This window comes from Citrobacter koseri ATCC BAA-895 (assembly GCF_000018045.1).
GTDB classification, from domain to species: Bacteria; Pseudomonadota; Gammaproteobacteria; order Enterobacterales; family Enterobacteriaceae; genus Citrobacter_B; species Citrobacter_B koseri.
In genome coordinates this window covers 3020013-3039861 of the sequence record NC_009792.1, presented here as the reverse complement: position 1 = coordinate 3039861, position 19849 = coordinate 3020013, and the positions used below count along the sequence as shown (strand labels likewise).

15 protein-coding genes are annotated in these 19849 nt (G+C 54.8%); 6 read left to right on the top strand and 9 right to left on the bottom strand.

Annotated elements, in window-relative coordinates; translation table 11 throughout:
- Positions 1-22: 22 nt before the first annotated feature.
- The 4 genes from hofC to nadC all read right to left on the bottom strand — a co-directional run bounded on the left by hofC (position 23) and on the right by nadC (position 4186).
- A complete protein-coding gene (hofC, locus tag CKO_RS13980) occupies positions 23-1225 on the bottom strand; it encodes a protein transport protein HofC (protein ID WP_012134059.1) in 1203 nt (400 codons plus the stop codon).
- The gene (gspE, locus tag CKO_RS13975) at positions 1215-2600 is read right to left on the bottom strand and encodes a type II secretion system protein GspE (RefSeq protein WP_024130708.1); all 1386 of its coding nucleotides are present in this window, start codon (positions 2598-2600) and stop codon (positions 1215-1217) included. The genes hofC and gspE overlap by 11 nt, the downstream gene beginning before the upstream one ends.
- A 10-nt stretch (positions 2601-2610) precedes the next feature.
- Entirely contained in the window at positions 2611-3048 is a 438-nt protein-coding gene (gene ppdD, locus CKO_RS13970) for a prepilin peptidase-dependent pilin (protein ID WP_012134057.1), read from the bottom strand.
- Between the two features lie 244 nt (positions 3049-3292).
- The gene (gene nadC / locus CKO_RS13965) at positions 3293-4186 is read right to left on the bottom strand and encodes a carboxylating nicotinate-nucleotide diphosphorylase (RefSeq protein ID WP_012134056.1); all 894 of its coding nucleotides are present in this window, start codon (positions 4184-4186) and stop codon (positions 3293-3295) included.
- Positions 4187-4273: 87 nt separating this feature from the next.
- Here nadC and ampD point away from each other — a divergent pair, with 87 nt between their 5' ends.
- Positions 4274-4837, top strand: a complete 564-nt coding sequence (gene ampD / locus CKO_RS13960; RefSeq protein WP_012134055.1) for a 1,6-anhydro-N-acetylmuramyl-L-alanine amidase AmpD — start codon at positions 4274-4276, stop codon at positions 4835-4837.
- Positions 4834-5688 (top strand): beta-lactamase regulator AmpE, encoded by an 855-nt coding sequence (gene ampE, locus CKO_RS13955; protein ID WP_012134054.1) that lies wholly within the window; start codon positions 4834-4836, stop codon positions 5686-5688. Before ampD ends, ampE begins: the two co-directional genes overlap by 4 nt.
- Before the next feature lie 98 nt (positions 5689-5786).
- Here ampE and CKO_RS13950 read toward each other — a convergent pair whose 3' ends face one another.
- The 3 genes from CKO_RS13950 to aroP form a co-directional block, all read right to left on the bottom strand.
- Positions 5787-6737: a glycoside hydrolase family 43 protein gene (locus CKO_RS13950; RefSeq protein ID WP_012134053.1), complete on the bottom strand. Its 951-nt coding sequence runs from the start codon at positions 6735-6737 to the stop codon at positions 5787-5789.
- Complete coding sequence (locus CKO_RS13945) at positions 6737-8143, bottom strand: glycoside-pentoside-hexuronide (GPH):cation symporter (RefSeq protein WP_024130707.1); 1407 nt, start codon at positions 8141-8143, stop codon at positions 6737-6739. The genes CKO_RS13950 and CKO_RS13945 overlap by 1 nt, the downstream gene beginning before the upstream one ends.
- Before the next feature lie 155 nt (positions 8144-8298).
- Positions 8299-9672 (bottom strand): aromatic amino acid transporter AroP, encoded by a 1374-nt coding sequence (gene aroP / locus CKO_RS13940; protein ID WP_012134051.1) that lies wholly within the window; start codon positions 9670-9672, stop codon positions 8299-8301.
- Positions 9673-10211: 539 nt separating this feature from the next.
- Between aroP and pdhR the strand changes: the two genes are divergently transcribed.
- The 4 genes from pdhR to lpdA all read left to right on the top strand — a co-directional run bounded on the left by pdhR (position 10212) and on the right by lpdA (position 17337).
- Positions 10212-10976, top strand: a complete 765-nt coding sequence (gene pdhR, locus CKO_RS13935; RefSeq protein ID WP_012134049.1) for a pyruvate dehydrogenase complex transcriptional repressor PdhR — start codon at positions 10212-10214, stop codon at positions 10974-10976.
- A 163-nt stretch (positions 10977-11139) separates the two neighbouring features.
- The gene (gene aceE, locus CKO_RS13930; RefSeq protein WP_012134048.1) at positions 11140-13803 is read left to right on the top strand and encodes a pyruvate dehydrogenase (acetyl-transferring), homodimeric type; all 2664 of its coding nucleotides are present in this window, start codon (positions 11140-11142) and stop codon (positions 13801-13803) included.
- A 14-nt stretch (positions 13804-13817) separates the two neighbouring features.
- The gene (gene aceF, locus CKO_RS13925; RefSeq protein ID WP_012134046.1) at positions 13818-15710 is read left to right on the top strand and encodes a pyruvate dehydrogenase complex dihydrolipoyllysine-residue acetyltransferase; all 1893 of its coding nucleotides are present in this window, start codon (positions 13818-13820) and stop codon (positions 15708-15710) included.
- Between the two features lie 202 nt (positions 15711-15912).
- A complete protein-coding gene (gene lpdA / locus CKO_RS13920) occupies positions 15913-17337 on the top strand; it encodes a dihydrolipoyl dehydrogenase (protein WP_024130705.1) in 1425 nt (474 codons plus the stop codon).
- 125 nt (positions 17338-17462) lie between these two features.
- Here the strand turns inward: lpdA and CKO_RS13915 are convergent, their stop codons facing one another.
- A complete protein-coding gene (locus CKO_RS13915; RefSeq protein WP_024130704.1) occupies positions 17463-18254 on the bottom strand; it encodes a DUF2950 family protein in 792 nt (263 codons plus the stop codon).
- A 12-nt stretch (positions 18255-18266) separates the two neighbouring features.
- On the bottom strand, positions 18267-19823 hold the full coding sequence (locus CKO_RS13910) for a DUF3300 domain-containing protein (protein ID WP_012134043.1): 1557 nt from the start codon (positions 19821-19823) through the stop codon (positions 18267-18269).
- Positions 19824-19849 lie beyond the last annotated feature (26 nt).

The window sequence follows — 19849 nt, the reverse complement described above, 5'->3', positions numbered from 1 at the left end:
GGCGCAGCACAATGCGCCAGCATTATCCCATACCGCTCATTGCATCCCCCAGATGGAAAACGGGCAAATACATTGCCACGACCAACGTACCAATAATGACCCCTGTGATAACAAGCAAGGCGGGTTCCAGTAGCGCCGCCAGGTTATCCGCCAGCGATAGCGTATTCTCACCGTGGTGCCGGGCAAGGTTATGTAACATTGCATCCAGCGCGCCGGAAGTTTCACCGGTCATGACCAACTGTATGCACAATGGGCTGAACTCACCGGCATTTTTAAGCGCCTGCCAGACCGGCTTTCCGGCATGAATATCGCGATGAACCTGAGCTAAACGCTGAGACCAGTAAGGGCAATTCAGGGTTTCTGCGATACTTTCCAGCCCTTGTGAAAAGGGGATTCCGGCGCGTTGCGTTAATGCCAGGATGGTGAAAATCTGCGTGAGTTTTTGGCCTCTGACCAGGCGTGCAATAACGGGACAGCGCAGCAGCAGACGCTGGCGTTGAATCTGCCAGTACGGTTTTTTTATTATCAAACCGTAGATTACCCCCGTTGCGATACCGAGCAGCGCCATCAGCCAGCCCCATTGGGCACTCCACTGCGCCAGTGTGATGATGCCCTGCGTCAGTGCCGGTAACGGCGTATTGAATGTCCGGTAGATAGCGGCAAACTCTGGCAGGACAAAGTGCAGCATGGCGAAAACAACCATCACGGCCATCGTCAGAATTATGATGGGATAACGCAGCGCTTTTTTGACTTTGTCAGCAAGCTGTTTTTGGGCATTTTGCTGACGCGCCAGCTCAAAGCAGCATTCATCGAGTTTTCCGGTAAGTTCCCCGGTACGGATCATCGCCTGATAGAGTGGAGGAAAGACCTGCGGCCATTGCGCCAGCGCGGAAGAAAGCGGGGCGCCTTGCTCCAGGTTATGGGCCAGCGTTTGCAGCAGCGCCTGCCATTGTCGACTGGGATGCTGCCCGGCAAGCAATGTCAGTCCTTCGGAAAGCGTAAGCCCCGCTTTGAGAAGCGTCGCCAGTTGGTGGACGATCTCCGCGCTTTGCTCTGCGCGCCAGTGTGCCGCTTTAATGCTCAAGCGTTTTGCGCGTATCGGCATGATGTGCTGATGTTCCAGAGCAACGAGCAGTGCGGCACGATCGTCAGCCCATAAGGCCCCTTCTTCCGAATGGCCCGTGGCGTTAATCCCTTGCCAGCGCCAAAGCTGTTTAGCCGACATGGGGTAGCCCCAGAACGCGCAGGAGTTCTTCAAAGGTCGTCAATCCTTGTTCAACCGCATGACAGCCGTTCTCAAAAAGCGTACTCATCCCTTCCTGTCGGGCGCAGGACTCCAGCGCCTCAACGGTTGCATTGTTGATAAGCAACTGTCGCAATGCGGGCGTAACAGGTAAAACCTCGAAGAGTGCGGTACGCCCATAAAATCCGTGGTAGCAACGTTCGCAACCGGGTGCTTGCCAGCGGGGAAGCGTGGTAGGCCATAGCGCGGCGGGAAGTGAGACAGACTCTGCGGCAAGATGACGGCAGTACGGACATAATTTTCTGACCAGTCGCTGGGCGACGACCAGCGTCAGGGCGGATGAGATCATCCAACGCGCGACGCCCATCTGTTGTAAACGTATCAGCGTTTCACTGGTGGAGTTGGTGTGCAGCGTGGACAGCACCAGGTGGCCGGTTTGCGCGGCTTTAATCGCAATTTCTGCCGTTTCGCCATCACGGATTTCGCCCACCATTATAATGTCGGGGTCCTGACGCAGCAGCGCGCGTAATACGCTCTGAAAAGTAAGTCCGGCGCGCGGATGAATTTGTGTCTGATTAAGGCCCTCGACAGGGATTTCGACCGGGTCTTCTACGCTACAGAGATTCACATCCTGGGTGTTGCGCGCCTGTAGCGCGCTGTAGAGCGTTACGGTTTTTCCACTGCCGGTAGGGCCAGTTACCAGAACCAGTCCCTGCGGTTGCCGTAGTGCCTGCATGAACAGGGCGAGTTGCGTATCAGGCATGCCTAACGCGTTGAGATCAAGCGCCTGCTCGACCTGGTGAAGTAACCGCAGCACCACTTTCTCACCGTCCCGGCAGGGGAGGACCGCGACACGAAATGAAACCGCATTGCCCGCAAGCGTCACGGTAAATTGCCCGTCTTGCGGGAGTCGATGTTCGGCAATATCCAGATTGCCCAGTACCTTTAACCTTGCCGTCAGTGCCGCGCCGGTGACGGATGACACGCCGGGCAAGGCATGAAGTACGCCATCCACGCGCAGCCTGATTCGGTAGTGGTTTTCCGCAGGTTCAATGTGGATGTCGGAAGCGCGTTTTGCCAGAGCGGATTCCAGCGTCTGCTGCAAAAGTTCCGCCGCCGTGCGGCTATCGTCGGCGATGACGGCCGGGAGCATTTTTCGGGGCTTATGCATATGGCCTTCCATTTGTTGACGAGTCCAGCAGACAATGTCGATCCGCTTTGTTGTGGCAAAGTGCAGGGCGTCCAGCAGTTCATGGGACGGTGAATCCACGACAGCGACGTGAACCACCTCGTTATCGGCATCGAGCAATATTCCCTGATGACGCAGGCACAGCGCCGTAAGTTGCGTGATGTTCATCGCGTTCTCCTTAGCTGGCGTCAAAGCGGAAAACATCTTCACAAGCCTGTTGCAGCGCGCTGTCGCTCTGGATGTTGCAACTGCGCGTCCAGCCGGTGATGCCGTTGGCGTTATCCCAGTTGGGCGTCATGGTGATGCTCAGGCCGTTGAGACTCTCCTGCCCGGTGAGCATTACCACGCCTTTTTCTATGCTCATGCCAGAGACATAGCGGGTGGTGGTCGGAGAGGGGATGCCGTTGCTGCTGGCGTCGCAGGTTGTAATGCCGCCGTGTTCCAGCGCGCAGAGTTCGACGGCGGTGCGGTAAGGAACGAATGTCTGCAACATATCCGTCAGTGCGGCTTTGCGCAGGTAGTTCTGGTAGGCCGGAATGCCGATGGCGCTCAGGATGGCGATAATGCCGATCACCACCATCAGTTCGATAAGCGTAAATCCGCGTTGTTTGTCCATTGTCTGCTCCTTGAGTTAACAGGCGCTACTTTGACAAACGTAGGGGATAATTCGCGAGCGGCAAAAATCGAAACGGGAAAGAGGATTCAGAAGATTGTTAGCGGGTTGCATAGCAAGGCAACAGGTTTGCGAGGCCGCTCGAAAAAATGTGCCGGATGGCGGCGTAAACGCCTTATCCGGCCTACGGATTTACATCGTTTGTAGGCCCGATAAGCGGAGCGCCATCGGGCATAACCATCCGGCGTTAGCGAAAACGCATGGAGAGATCGAGCGCTCTCACATGTTTGGTCAGCGCGCCAACGGAGATAAAATCCACGCCGGTTTCGGCAAATTCGCGCAGGGTTTCATCAGTGACATTGCCGGAAACTTCCAGCCGCGCCTGTCCGTTGGTGCGTTTCACCGCTTCACGCATCTGATCCGTTTCGAAGTTATCCAGCATGATGATGTCTGCGCCCGCTTTCAGCGCGTCGTCCAGCTCATCCAGATTCTCAACTTCAACTTCAACCGGCACATCAGGATGCAGCCAGAAGGCTTTCTCGACCGCCTGGCGCACTGAGCCGGAAGCGATGATGTGGTTCTCTTTAATCAGAAAGGCGTCGGAAAGCCCCAGACGGTGATTCGCGCCGCCGCCGCACAATACGGCGTATTTTAATGCGGTTCGCAGACCCGGCAGGGTTTTGCGGGTGTCCAGCAGTTGCGTTTTTGTCCCCGCCAGTAAATCAACGTATTTACGGACTTCGCTTGCGACGCCGGAAAGCGTCTGAACAAAGTTCAACGCGGTGCGCTCGCCGGTCAGCAGGATGCGAGACGGTCCGTCCAGTTCAAACAGCGGCTGGTTGGCTTTAATGCTGTCGCCGTCCTGTACGCGCCAGGTGATGCTGACATCATCGCCGGCCAGTTGAATAAAGACCTCTTCTACCCAACGTTTTCCGCAGAATACGCCATCTTCACGGGTAATCACCGTGGCGTGAGAACGGGTGTTCTCCGGTAAAAGCTGCGCGGTAATATCGTTATTTGCGTCAACTTCTCCGCCTAAATCTTCACGCAGCGCCTGGGCGACAGCGGTGGGGATATCCAGATTTATGCGTTCCAACAGCGCGTCACGTCGGTAGTCAGGGTTGTAGCGGCGAGGCGGCATGATAAAACTCCAAATTGGTAACGAATCATAAGGTAGAAACATGCTACTCTGAACCGGATAACTGCACCATATAAAAGGAGGTTCTGTATGCTGTTAGACAAGGGCTGGCTGGCGGAGGCGCGACGCGTCCCCTCTCCCCATTTTGACTGCCGCCCGGATGACGAAACCCCTTCTTTGCTGGTGGTGCACAATATCAGCCTGCCGCCGGGCGAGTTTGGCGGTCCGTGGATTGATGCGCTATTCACCGGAACACTCGATCCCGCTGCCCATCCTTTTTTTGCCGAGATTGCCCATTTGCGCGTTTCGGCACATTGTCTGATTCGCCGTGATGGCGAAATTGTGCAGTATGTCCCTTTCGATAAACGTGCCTGGCATGCGGGCGTGTCGAACTATCAGGGGCGTGAGCGCTGTAATGATTTTTCCATTGGTATCGAGCTGGAGGGAACGGACACGCTGGCTTATACCGATGCGCAGTATCAGCAACTGGCCGCCGTGACGCGCACGCTGATTGCGCTTTACCCGGCGATAGCCGACAACATGACCGGACACTGCAATATTGCGCCTGAGCGTAAAACCGATCCCGGTCCGTCTTTCGACTGGGCGAAGTTTCGCGCGCTGGTCACCGCCTCGTCACACAAGGAGATGACATGACGCTGTTTACGACATTACTGGTGCTGATTGTTGAGCGCCTGTTCAAGCTGGGTGAGCACTGGCACCTCGACCACCGACTGGAGGTCCTGTTCCGCCGGACGACGCATTTTTCGATGGTGCGTACGCTGGGGATGACGATTGTTGCGATGGCGGTGACGTTCCTGCTGCTGCGTGCGCTGGAAGGTTTACTGTTTAACGCTCCCACGCTGGTGGTCTGGATACTGATTGGTGTGTTGTGTATTGGCGCAGGGAAGGTTCGTCTGCATTATCACGCGTACCTGAACGCGGCTTCCCGTAACGATGCCCATGCCCGTGAAGCGATGGCTAACGAACTGACGCTGATCCACGGCGTGCCGCCAGACTGCAATGAACGGGAGTTTTTGCGCGAGCTGCAAAATGCGCTGCTCTGGATAAATTTCCGCTTCTATCTGGCGCCGCTGTTCTGGTTTATTGTCGGCGGCCCGTGGGGGCCGGTGACGCTGGTCGGCTATGCGTTTCTGCGCGCCTGGCAGTCCTGGCTGGCGCGTTATCAAACGCCGCATCAACGTTTGCAGTCCGGCATCGACGCGATTCTTCATGTTCTGGACTGGATTCCGGTGCGTCTGGCTGGCGTGGTTTATGCGCTGCTGGGGCATGGCGAGAAGGCGCTGCCCGCCTGGTTTGTTTCGCTGGCGGATCTGCGCACGTCTCAGTACCAGGTGTTGACGCGTCTGGCACAGTTCTCGCTGGCCCGCGAGCCGCACACGGATAAGGTCGAAACGCCGAAAGCCGCTGTTTCAATGGCGAAGAAAACGTCTCTGGCGGTGGTGGTGGCGATCGCATTTCTGACCATTTACGGAGCGCTGGTGTAATGTCGTTTTGCCGGATGGCGCTGCGCTTATCCGGCCTACGGCATCACTCATTTATAGGTTTATAGGCCCGGTAAGCGCAGCGCCGCCGGGCAACGTGCTCAGACGGTATCCGCAGGCGGGATGCCAAAATCTGGCATTCCGTTTTCGTCCCAGCGAATCAGCTTCAGGCGGGTATGACGGTTCGGATCGTACAGCGGATCGCCTTCAATCTCCGTATAATTTCGCGCATGGTAGACCAGTACATCATCGCCTTCCGGCGTTTGGGTAAAGCTGTTGTGCCCTGGCCCATACTGGCAGTTTTCATTGCTGGTGGTAAAGACCGGACGCGGTGATTTGTGCCAGTTTGCCGGGTTTTGCGGATCGGCATGCATATCAATCCACAGCAGACCCATACAGTAGTTTTCGTCGGTGGCGCTGGCGGAATAGCTGATAAACAGCTTATCGCCGTGCGTTATAACCGCAGGCCCTTCATTGACGCGAAAACCCCGGCACTCCCAGTCGTATTCCGGCTTGCTGAGCATCACCGGCGCGCCTTTGATCGTCCACGGATTTTCCAGCCCGGCAAGATAGATATTGGAATTTCCGGCGATATCCGGCGCTTTCTGCGCCCACAAATACCACTGTTTTCCCTGATGGCTAAAAGTCGTGGCATCCAGCGCGAAGGTATCAAATGGTGTTTTGACCTGACCTTTTTCTTCCCAGACGCCGCTGAGTGGGTCGGCATCTGTACACTCCAGGACAAACATGCGGTGCTGGAACATTCCCAGTTTGTCGAGCGCCTGGGTATGCGCGGCGGCGAAATAGATGTACCACTTGCCGTCGATGCGGTGAATCTCTGGCGCCCAGATAAGCTCGCACATCGGGCCGCTTTCAGGTTTACGCCAGACGACGACAGGGGAGGCGGTGCGTAAGTTTTCCAGCGAGTTTGCCCGACGGATCTCCAGCCGGTCATACTCCGGTACCGAGGCGATAAAGTAATAATGGTTGCCGTCGCGAAGGATAAACGGATCGGCGCGTTGTTCAATAAACGGGTTGGGCCAGTTTTGCATCAGGCTTTCCTTACTGTTTCAGCGACGTTAAATTGCGGGTCATCGTTGAGCTCGCGGTAGTTGGCGCGGCGTTTTTCCAGGTCCTTCTGAATCTGTTTCATCAGTTCGCGATCCACTTTCAGCAGGCGAACCACGCCGGCGGTGATCAGATAGCCGACGCCGGGGATCACCGTGAAGAGCAGAACAATACCGCCGATTGCCGTGTCGCTCTGCGCTTTGGCGCCAGCGTCGTAGCCATACCAGGATAACAGGAAACCGACCATTGCTCCGGCAATCGCCAGACCCAGTTTCAGGAAGAACAGGTTGCCGGAAAAGCTGATGCCGGTGATGCGCTTGCCGGTTTTCCATTCGCCGTAGTCATCGACGTCTGCCATCAGCGACCAGTGCAGCGGGGAAGGGATCTGATGCAGGATGTTTAGCAGGAAGTAGAGCACCACGATAAGCGTAGTGGCTTTTGGATCGAAGAAGTAAAAGGCGCAGGAGAACAGCGCCAGCGCGATATTGGTCCAGAAGAAGACCTTCAGTTTGCACCAGCGGTCGGTCAGCACTTTCGCCAGCATACTGCCGATCATCATTCCCACCACGCCAAGGCTAATGAAAAGGGTGGCGAAGTGAGTGCTTTGCCCCATTACCCAGGTCACGTAATACATGGTTGCCGCCATGCGGATAAAACCCGGACAGACGTTGCACAATGTCAGCAGCAGGATGCGCACCCATTGATCGTTTTTCCATACGTCTTTGAAATCGTTCTTCATGTCATCATGGGTAGGAACGGCGGGACGAATGCGTTCACGAACGGTGGCAAAGCAGAACAGGAACATGCACATGCCGATAATCGCCAGTACGGTCATCGCCATCTGGTAGCCTTTGGCTTTATTATCGCCGCCAAGCCACTCCACCATCGGCAGCAGCGTTAATGACAACAGCAGAGTGGCAATCCCGACCAGCACAAAACGGTATGACTGGCAGGCCACGCGCTCTTGCGGATCGTTGGTGATGACGCCGCCTAATGAGCAGTAGGGAATATTGATGGCGGTGTAGGTAATCGACAGCAGAAAATAGGTGACAAACGCATAGATAACCTTGCTGTTATATGTCCATTCCGGGGTGGTGAACATCAGGATGCTGAACAGCGCATAAGGGAAGGCAATCCACAGCAGCCAGGGACGAAATCGCCCGTATTTGCTTTGGGTACGATCGGCGATTGCGCCCATAATCGGGTCGGTAACGGCATCAATCACGCGAACGGAGAGGAGTAATACACCGACCAGAGCGGGAGCCAGCCCAAAAATATCTGTATAAAAATAGTTAACAAACAGCATTATGGCGCCAAAGATGATGTTGCATCCGGCGTCACCCATGCCATAGCCGATTTTTTCTTTTATCGACAGCTTACCCTTTTCCATTGAAACGTCTCCCATCAGATGATATAGAGAATTATTCTGCGCAAGCGAAGTAATTGCGTTGTAGGATAACGCCGCTGATATGGATAAAATGGCTATACAGAGGAAAATGTGAGGCAGGTTGCAACCCTCACTCTTGCGAGTGAGGGCTGTGGGGATTAATGCGCTTTAACGGTTTTTGCGGTTTTCTGTTTACACAGATAGCCAACGCCCAGAATGACAATCCACACCGGAATCAGGTAGACCGAGATGGCCATGCCTGGCGTCATCAGCATAATGACCAGCACCGCCGCCATAAACAGCAGGCAGACCCAGTTACCCAGCGGGTAGAACAGCGCCGGGAAGCGAGTTTTCACTCCCTGCTGCTGTTTGGCGCGACGGAACTTTATGTGCGCGAGGCTGATCATTGCCCAGTTGATCACCAGAGCAGAGACCACCAGCGCCATCAGCAAGCCGAATGCCGAGTCCGGCGCCATATAGTTAATCAGCACGCAGAGCGCGGTAACCAGTGCGGAAACCAGAATGGTGTTCACCGGTACGCCGCGTTTATCCACGCTTAAAAACACTTTCGGCGCGTTGCCCTGCTGAGCCAGGCCGAACAGCATACGGCTGTTGCAGTATACGCAGCTGTTATAGACGGACAGCGCCGCAGTCAGTACCACGATATTCAGCGCGTTGGCTACGAGGGTATCGCCCAGTTCGTGGAAGATCAGGACGAACGGGCTGGTATCAGCCGTTACGCGCGTCCACGGCAGCAGAGAAAGCAGCACCGCCAGCGAACCAATATAGAAAATCAAAATACGGTAGATAACCTGGTTCGTCGCTTTCGGAATGCTTTGCTCCGGGTTGTCCGCTTCCGCCGCCGTGATCCCGACCAGCTCCAGTCCACCGAAGGAGAACATGATAATCGCCATCATCATGACCAGCCCGGTGAAACCATGCGGCAGAAAGCCGCCCTGTTCCCACAGGTTACGCACGGTTGCCTGCGGGCCGCCGTTGCCGCTAAACAACAGCCAGCCGCCGAAGAGGATCATCGCCACCACTGCGATAACTTTAATGATGGCAAACCAGAATTCCATCTCACCAAACACTTTCACGTTGGTCAGGTTGATGGCGTTGATGAGCACAAAGAAGGCCGCAGCGGAGACCCAGGTGGGGATTTCAGGCCACCAGAACTGAATGTATTTCCCGACCGCCGTCAGTTCCGCCATCGCAACCAGCACATACAGCACCCAATAGTTCCAGCCGGAAGCGAAGCCTGCAAATCCGCCCCAGTATTTATAGGCAAAGTGGCTGAACGAACCGGCAACCGGCTCTTCAACCACCATTTCACCTAACTGACGCATGATCAGAAAAGCGATAAAGCCCGCGATGGCATAACCCAGAATAATCCCTGGCCCTGCTGACTGGATAACGGATGCACTGCCCAGAAACAGCCCGGTACCGATTGCGCCCCCCAGGGCGATTAGCTGGATATGGCGGTTTTTAAGACCGCGCTTTAGCTGCTCGCCATGCTGTTGACCTTCCATCATGAAACCTCGTGTGTGGTTATTTTTGAACTACGCAGTGACGCGTGTGTAAGTTTGCAATTCCATTTGTTGTATTAATATGTTTACGCTGATGAAATCTTAATTGTTACCGAAAGTCTTTCGTCGGCTAAAGAATAATGGTATGCGGGCGTTAATGCACCTGCTTTATGAAGGGACGATGACGAGTTGAATAAAAAGAAACCATTTGTAAATACCACCTCTCCCACCTCAAATTTTAGCTGATAAATATTTATTCATTATTTGTGAATATAAAATCATTAAATAAGCGGTTGAATCGGTTCAGATAAAATTTTTCCTCGTTTCAATTACGTTAAATCTACTCCCAGGGGAGTAAATTTAACATTTGTGCATAGTTACATCTTTGAAACGTTATTTCTGTAATCTTGTTAAAATGTGCGTGGTTTACTGATTTCAATCAAAACCTGTATGGACAGAAGGTGAATACTTTGTTACTTTAGCGTCACGAACGTGAAATTGGTAAGACCAATTGACTCCGGGCAAATGGCTTAAGACAGGAAATCATGGCCTACAGCAAAATCCGCCAACCAAAACTATCCGATGTGATTGAGCAGCAGCTGGAGTTTTTAATTCTTGAGGGGACTTTGCGCCCCGGCGAAAAACTCCCACCGGAACGTGAACTGGCTAAACAGTTCGACGTCTCCCGCCCCTCTTTACGCGAGGCGATCCAACGTCTCGAAGCGAAGGGTTTGCTGCTTCGTCGCCAGGGCGGCGGAACTTTTGTGCAGAGCAGTCTGTGGCAGAGCTTTAGCGACCCACTGGTAGAACTGCTCTCCGATCATCCTGAATCCCAATTTGACCTGCTTGAGACGCGCCATGCGTTGGAAGGCATTGCCGCTTATTACGCGGCATTGCGTAGCACGGATGAAGACAAAACCCGCATTCGTGAACTCCATCATGCCATCGAGCTTGCACAACAGTCCGGCGATCTGGATGCCGAATCCGACGCGGTTCTCCAGTATCAAATCGCTGTCACCGAAGCGGCGCACAATGTGGTGCTGCTCCATCTGCTAAGGTGTATGGAGCCGATGCTGGCGCAAAACGTTCGTCAGAACTTTGAATTGCTGTATGCGCGCCGGGAGATGCTTCCGCTGGTGAGCAGTCATCGCACCCGTATTTTTGAAGCGATCATCGCCGGTAACCCGATCGATGCGCGTGAAGCGTCGCATCGTCACCTGGCGTTTATCGAAGAGATTCTCCTGGACAGAAGCCGTGAGGAAAGCCGTCGTGAACGCGCCTTACGCCGTCTGGAGCAACGAAAGAATTAGTGATTTTTCTGGCAGAACGTTAACCAGAAGATGTTGTAAATCAAGCGCAAATTATAGCGCGCGGCAACTAAACGCAGAACCTGTCTTATTGCGCTTTCTGGCGAAAGCTCAATGGGACAGGTTCCAGACAAATCAACGTATTAGATAGATAAGGAATACCCCCATGTCAGAACGTTTCCCAAATGACGTGGATCCGATCGAAACTCGCGACTGGCTACAGGCGATCGAATCGGTCATCCGTGAAGAAGGTGTTGAGCGTGCTCAGTATCTGATTGACCAGCTTCTTTCTGAAGCCCGCAAAGGCGGCGTGAAAGTAGCGGCAGGTGCAGGGGCTAGCAACTATGTAAACACTATTGCCGTTGAAGATGAACCGGAATACCCGGGCAATCTGGAACTGGAGCGTCGTATCCGTTCAGCTATCCGCTGGAACGCCATCATGACCGTACTGCGTGCGTCTAAAAAAGACCTCGAACTGGGTGGCCACATGGCTTCCTTCCAGTCTTCCGCAACTGTTTATGATGTTTGCTTCAACCACTTCTTCCGCGCACGCAATGAGCAGGATGGCGGCGACCTGGTATACTTCCAGGGCCACATCTCCCCGGGCGTGTATGCACGCGCATTCCTGGAAGGCCGTCTGACTGAAGAACAGATGGACAACTTCCGTCAGGAAGTTCATGGCAAAGGCCTCTCTTCCTACCCGCACCCGAAACTGATGCCGGAATTCTGGCAGTTCCCGACCGTATCTATGGGTCTGGGCCCAATCGGTGCGATCTACCAGGCTAAATTCCTGAAATATCTGGAACACCGTGGTCTGAAAGACACGTCCAAACAGACCGTTTACGCTTTCCTGGGCGACGGCGAGATGGACGAGCCGGAATCCAAAGGGGCTATCACCATCGCCACCCGTGAGAAACTGGACAACCTGGTCTTCATCATCAACTGTAACCTGCAACGTCTGGACGGCCCGGTAACCGGTAACGGCAAGATCGTTAACGAACTGGAAGGCATCTTTGACGGCGCTGGCTGGAACGTGATCAAAGTGATGTGGGGCGGTCGTTGGGATGAGCTGCTGCGTAAAGACACCAGCGGTAAACTGATCCAACTGATGAACGAAACCGTTGACGGCGACTACCAGACCTTCAAATCCAAAGATGGCGCTTACGTACGTGAGCACTTCTTCGGTAAATATCCAGAAACCGCAGCCCTGGTTGCTGACTGGACTGATGAGCAGATCTGGGCACTGAACCGTGGTGGTCACGATCCGAAGAAAGTCTACGCTGCACTGAAAAAAGCGCAGGAAACCAAAGGCAAAGCAACGGTAATCCTGGCCCATACCATCAAAGGTTATGGCATGGGTGACACTGCCGAAGGTAAAAACATCGCGCACCAGGTTAAGAAAATGAACATGGACGGCGTTCGTTACGTCCGCGATCGTTTCAATGTGCCGGTATCCGATGCTGACATCGAAAAACTGCCGTACATTACCTTCCCGGAAGGTTCTGAAGAGCACACTTATCTGCACGCACAGCGTCAGAAACTGCACGGCTACCTGCCGAGCCGCCAGCCGAACTTCACTGAGAAGCTGGAACTGCCGACCCTGGAAGACTTCGGCGCGCTGCTGGAAGAGCAGAACAAAGAGATCTCCACCACTATCGCTTTCGTTCGTGCCCTGAACGTGATGCTGAAGAACAAGTCGATCAAAGATCGTCTGGTTCCGATCATCGCTGACGAAGCGCGTACTTTCGGTATGGAAGGTCTGTTCCGTCAGATCGGTATTTACAGCCCGAACGGCCAGCAGTACACCCCGCAGGACCGTGAGCAGGTTGCTTACTACAAAGAAGACGAGAAAGGTCAGATTTTGCAGGAAGGCATCAACGAGCTGGGCGCAGGTTCTTCCTGGCTGGCCGCTGCGACCTCTTACAGCACCAACAACCTGCCGATGATCCCGTTCTACATCTACTACTCCATGTTCGGGTTCCAGCGTATCGGCGACCTGTGCTGGGCAGCAGGTGACCAACAGGCGCGCGGCTTCCTGATCGGTGGTACTTCCGGTCGTACGACGCTGAACGGCGAAGGTTTGCAGCACGAAGATGGCCACAGCCATATTCAGTCTCTGACTATCCCGAACTGTATCTCTTACGATCCGTCTTACGCGTACGAAGTTGCGGTCATCATGCACGATGGTCTGGAGCGTATGTACGGTGAGAAACAAGAGAACGTTTACTACTACATCACCACGCTGAACGAAAACTACCACATGCCAGCCATGCCGGAAGGTGCTGAGGAAGGTATCCGTAAAGGTATCTACAAACTCGAAACCCTCGAAGGTAAGAAAGGTAAAGTTCAGCTGCTGGGCTCCGGTTCTATCCTGCGTCACGTTCGTGAAGCAGCAGAGATCCTGGCGAAAGATTACGGCGTAGGTTCTGACGTTTACAGCGTCACCTCCTTCACTGAACTGGCGCGTGATGGCCAGGATTGTGAGCGCTGGAACATGCTGCACCCGCTGGAAACTCCACGCGTTCCGTACATTGCTCAGGTAATGAACGACGCGCCGGCAGTGGCATCGACTGACTATATGAAACTGTTCGCCGAGCAGGTTCGTACTTATGTACCGGCTGATGATTACCGCGTACTGGGTACTGACGGTTTCGGCCGCTCTGACAGCCGTGAGAACCTGCGTCACCACTTCGAAGTGGATGCATCTTATGTGGTTGTTGCGGCTCTGGGCGAGCTGGCTAAACGTGGCGAAATCGATAAGAAAGTGGTAGCGGAAGCCATCACCAAATTCAACATCGATGCAGATAAAGTTAACCCGCGTCTGGCGTAAGAGGTAAAAGAATAATGGCTATCGAAATCAACGTACCGGACATCGGGGCTGATGAAGTTGAAATCACCGAGATCCTGGTCAAAGTGGGCGACAAAGTTGAAGCTGAACAGTCGCTGATCACCGTAGAAGGCGACAAGGCCTCTATGGAAGTTCCATCGCCGCAGGCGGGCGTCGTTAAAGAGATTAAAGTCTCTGTTGGCGACAAAACCGCGACGGGCGCACTTATCATGATTTTCGATTCCGCCGACGGTGCAGCTGACGCTGCGCCTGCTCCGGCAGAAGAGAAGAAAGAAGCCGCTCCGGCAGCCGCTCCTGCTGCTGCGGCAGCGAAAGACGTACACGTACCAGATATCGGCGGCGACGAAGTTGAAGTCACCGAGATCCTGGTCAAAGTGGGCGACACCGTTGCGGCTGAGCAGTCGCTGATCACCGTAGAAGGCGACAAAGCTTCTATGGAAGTGCCGGCGCCGTTCGCGGGTACGGTTAAAGAGATCAAAGTCAACGCTGGCGATAAAGTGTCTACCGGCTCTCTGATCATGGTCTTCGAAGTGGCGGGCGCTGCGCCTGCTGCTGCGCCCGCTCAGGCGGCAGCACCAGCAGCGGCGGCTCCGGCAGCAGCGGCTGGCGCGAAAGACGTTAACGTACCGGACATCGGCGGCGACGAAGTTGAAGTCACCGAAGTGATGGTTAAAGTCGGCGATAAAGTTGAAGCCGAACAGTCGCTGATCACCGTAGAAGGCGACAAAGCCTCTATGGAAGTGCCGGCGCCGTTCGCGGGCGTGGTTAAAGAGCTGAAAGTTAACGTTGGCGACAAAGTGTCTACCGGCTCTCTGATTATGGTCTTCGAAGTGGAAGGCGCTGCCCCTGCCGCGGCTCCGGCTGCTGCTGCTCCGGCACCTGCCGCTGCACCTGCTCAGGCCGCTAAACCGGCTGCTGCGCCTGCGGCAAAAGCGGAAGGCAAATCTGAGTTTGCTGAAAATGACGCTTACGTTCACGCGACCCCGCTGATTCGCCGCCTGGCGCGCGAGTTCGGCGTTAACCTGGCGAAAGTGAAGGGTACTGGCCGTAAAGGTCGTATCCTGCGCGAAGACGTTCAGGCTTACGTGAAAGACGCTATCAAGCGCGCTGAATCCGCGCCAGCGGGCGCAACCGGCGGTTCTCTGCCAGGTCTTCTGCCGTGGCCGAAAGTGGACTTCAGCAAGTTTGGTGAAGTGGAAGAAGTTGAACTGGGCCGCATCCAGAAAATCTCTGGTGCTAACCTGAGCCGTAACTGGGTGATGATCCCGCACGTTACGCACTTCGACAAAACGGATATCACCGATCTGGAAGCGTTCCGTAAGCAGCAGAATGCGGAAGCTGAAAAACGTAAGCTGGACGTGAAATTCACGCCAGTGGTCTTCATCATGAAAGCCGTTGCCGCTGCTCTGGAACAGATGCCGCGCTTCAACAGCTCTCTGTCTGAAGACGGTCAGCGCCTGACGTTGAAGAAGTACATCAACATTGGTGTCGCGGTCGACACGCCGAACGGTCTGGTTGTTCCGGTGTTCAAAGATGTGAACAAGAAGAGCATTACTGAGCTGTCCCGTGAACTGACGACCATCTCTAAGAAAGCGCGTGATGGTAAGCTGACCGCTGGCGAAATGCAGGGCGGTTGCTTCACTATCTCCAGCATCGGCGGCCTGGGCACCACCCACTTCGCGCCGATTGTGAACGCGCCGGAAGTGGCTATCCTCGGCGTTTCTAAGTCCGCAATGGAACCGGTGTGGAATGGTAAAGAGTTTACTCCGCGTCTGATGATGCCGATTTCTCTCTCCTTCGACCACCGCGTGATTGACGGTGCTGATGGTGCTCGCTTTATCACCATCATCAACAACACGCTGTCTGACATTCGCCGTCTGGTGATGTAAGCAAGCAAAAAAGTCGGCCTGACGGCCGGCTTTTTTCTGGTAATCTCATGAAGTGAGTGAGGTTATCGTGCGAAAGACAAATCGGTTGCCGTTTGTTGTTTCAAAATTGTTAACAATTTTGTAAAATACGGGCGGATAGAACGACCCGGTGGATGATGGGCGACAAGACCAGGGATCGCCGGGAATAAATTAAGAGGTCATGATGAGTACTGAAATCAAAACTCAGGTCGTGGTACTTGGGGCAGGCCCGGCAGGTTACTCTGCTGCCTTCCGTTGCGCTGATTTAGGTCTGGAAACCGTAATCGTAGAACGTTACAACACCCTCGGCGGTGTTTGTCTGAACGTCGGCTGTATCCCTTCTAAAGCTCTTCTGCACGTAGCAAAAGTTATCGAAGAAGCCAAAGCACTGGCTGAACACGGTATCGTTTTTGGCGAGCCGAAAACCGATATCGACAAAATTCGTACCTGGAAAGAGAAAGTTATCACTCAGCTGACCGGCGGTCTGGCTGGTATGGCGAAAGGCCGTAAAGTGAAAGTGGTAAACGGTCTGGGTAAATTCACCGGGGCCAACACCCTGGAAGTGGAAGGCGAGAACGGCAAAACCGTGATCAACTTCGACAACGCGATTATCGCAGCAGGTTCCCGTCCGATCCAACTGCCGTTTATTCCGCACGAAGATCCGCGCGTCTGGGACTCCACCGACGCACTGGAACTGAAATCCGTACCGAAACGTCTGCTGGTTATGGGTGGCGGTATCATCGGTCTGGAAATGGGTACGGTGTACCATGCGCTGGGTTCAGAGATCGACGTGGTTGAAATGTTCGACCAGGTTATCCCGGCGGCTGACAAAGACATCGTTAAAGTCTTCACCAAACGCATCAGCAAGAAATTCAACCTGATGCTGGAAACCAAAGTGACTGCCGTTGAAGCGAAAGAAGACGGTATTTACGTTTCTATGGAAGGCAAAAAAGCACCAGCAGAAGCACAGCGTTACGATGCGGTGCTGGTGGCTATCGGCCGTGTGCCGAACGGTAAAAACCTCGATGCTGGCAAGGCTGGCGTAGAAGTTGACGACCGTGGCTTCATCCGCGTAGACAAACAGCTGCGCACTAACGTACCGCACATCTTTGCTATCGGCGATATCGTCGGTCAGCCGATGCTGGCGCACAAAGGTGTTCACGAAGGTCACGTTGCCGCTGAAGTTATCGCCGGTAAGAAACACTACTTCGATCCGAAAGTTATTCCGTCCATCGCCTACACTGAGCCAGAAGTTGCATGGGTAGGTCTGACGGAGAAAGAAGCGAAAGAGAAAGGCATCAGCTACGAAACCGCCACCTTCCCGTGGGCTGCATCTGGCCGTGCTATCGCTTCTGACTGCGCAGACGGTATGACCAAGCTGATTTTCGACAAAGAGTCTCACCGTGTTATCGGTGGTGCGATTGTCGGCACCAACGGCGGCGAGCTGCTGGGCGAAATCGGTCTGGCGATCGAGATGGGCTGTGATGCTGAAGACATCGCGCTGACTATCCACGCTCACCCGACTCTGCATGAGTCCGTTGGCCTGGCAGCCGAAGTGTTCGAAGGCAGCATCACCGACCTGCCGAACCCGAAAGCGAAGAAGAAATAATCTTCTGAGTGGATAAAGAAAAAGCGGCTTAGCGGCCGCTTTTTTATTGGGGTAAATCCTGACCCGGGTTTTGCCGGATGGCGGCATCAACGCCTTATCCGGCCTGTAATCTTTGATAACCGCTTTTACTCAACGGTCTGCCAGTGGGCATCGGCATTGAATTTATTGATTGTCGCGACGTTCTTTTCCGTCTCTCTTCCCAGGTTCGCCTGATACACCTTATCGTCCTGATTCACCATAAAGCTCATGACGCCCGTCTTCCCCCAAATTACCGGCCAGGCCAGCAGGGCGAAACCGTCCTTTTCGCTATCGGGAATAATGCGGAAATGGTAGCCGTGATAACCCTCACCGGGTGCCGAAGGACTGAATGCCGGGCCTAACGGGCTGGGCATCTCGCCGGGTTGTACCGGCCAGTACAGTCCATCCTGCTGACCTTTGCTACTGATGAGTTTTGTCGCGAACCTCTGTTTGCGTTGCCAGTAATCGTATTGGGCATCCACATAGGCGCGCATCGCTTCTATCGCCGACAGTTCATTGCGGCCAATGGCGCGGGTGAGGATCTCGTCCTGAGCGGCCGCCATATCAAAATGCCAGCCATCAGCATCTTTCATCATCGGTACAGGCAGTTGCCACTCGTCGCGCCCGACGTTCAGGTGCGCGGTATCGCCTTGCTGCACGATACGGTGGCTGATTTTCCAGTCGCGGTTAAAGCGAGCAACGGCTTCGGGGTCGGCGCCTTCCTGCGGCAGAAACTGTCGCCAGTTGTCGCCCAATAGCGCAGTCAACTGCGCCTCGTTTTGCGTGGCGACTGCGGTCGCGAACGCCGTTGCCGCGTCGTCAGGCGAAGGGAAGCGTTGTTGCGCGTAGCTCAACAACGGCAGCGACAGCAGCAGGGTGCTTAACAGGATTTTTTTCATCATCGACTCCGGTTAACGACGGCGAAATTCATGGCGCTCGGAAAGGTGTTCACGCGCAGCGGCACGCTGTTCAGTATTGAGATTGCCGACGTGACGACTCTGCTGGCCGCGCTGCTGCTGAGATTGCCAGGAGGGCGAACGGCTGTCGTTACCGCTGAACACATTGGCATGGTTCTGCCGGAAGGTCTGACGCTGCTGCGGCGTGGCGGATGCGACGCGCTGGTGAACGGTCTCCCGTTGCTGCTGTGACAGTGAATGTGACTGAACCGACTCCCTGTGAACGCTGTTTTGCCGGGTGTCGTAGCCGCGATAGTTATTCCGCTGGGCAATCTGGTTTAGCTGCTGCGAGGCCGCTTTGCGCTGGGCATCGCGGGACGTCGCGCCAGGTGGTTGGGTTCGCGTGGCGGGAGACGCGTGGCTGTGCTGCTGGAATTGCGCCATCGCCGCCTGACGCTGGCCGTCGCGGGAGGCTGGCGTCTGTTGAGTGGCGCTTAACCCGCCGCTGACATCGGTTTGATGAAAACGTTGGGACACCGCGTTGTTCTGATAGGGCACGCCGTTGCGATACGCCGGGTTGTGCTGCCAGGTCATTGTCTGCCCTTTGAGATTTTGCCCGGTAATGTGATTGAAGTTATTCACATTGATATTGATGTTATCCCCGTTGTGCTGGTAGCCATTGCCGCCGTGATGGTCGTTATCATCGTGGTGGTGATAGTCATCGTCGTGGTGATGATGATCGTCGTCCCAGTCGATGCTGCTGAACAACGCGTAGGTGGTGGCGACGCCGAGGCTATAACCAAAGCCTTTCACGAAACTGTCGGCGAATTGCTGTCCGGGAGGCGGCGGCAGATACACGGGCGGGTAAGCGGTGTTCGGCCAGGCGCCGTAAACGGTCGCGGGATTATAGTTGGGAACATAGACGACCTGTGGATCGGCGGGCTCAATTTTGATCACCGTCGGCGTCGTGCTTTGTACGTTAGCGGCGGCGGTCGCCTGCGTAGCTGCGGCGCTCTGCTTCGGCGTGCTGCTAACCGTTTGCTGCGGCGTGGATTTCAGCGAGCCGGTTTGCTGCGCCAGTAAACGCAACCGTTGCACCGCGTCCATGACGTCCTGCGGCTGGGCCAGAAAAGCGTCGCCAAGGTTTTGCACCCACGTTGGGTTTTCGCCCATCAGCGCCATCAACTGGGGAAACGCCAACAGTGATTTCACGCTCGGGTCCCAGGGCTGACCGGAGACGGCCTGTATTGCCGCATCGCCTTGCAGGGTTGGGTTGTCATGCGACCACTGCACTGCCTGAACCACGTTCGCCGGATAGGTGGCGGCCATCAGCACCTGAGAAAGCAGCGAGTCAGGGTAGAGCGCTATCGGGGCGACCCATTGATCGATTTGCGCTGCGGTAAACGCGGCTTTTGCTTCAGGTTCCGCGGCGGCGGTCGGCTGCACGGCGACGGGCGCGGGTTGAAGCGGGGCTTCGGGCGTGCGGCTTTTTACATACAACACACCCGAAGCGGCAAATAACCCTGCGCTGCATACCAGCGCAATTACATGGGGCTTAAAGGGCAACGTCATTTTATCTCTCCCGATTCCTGAAGAAT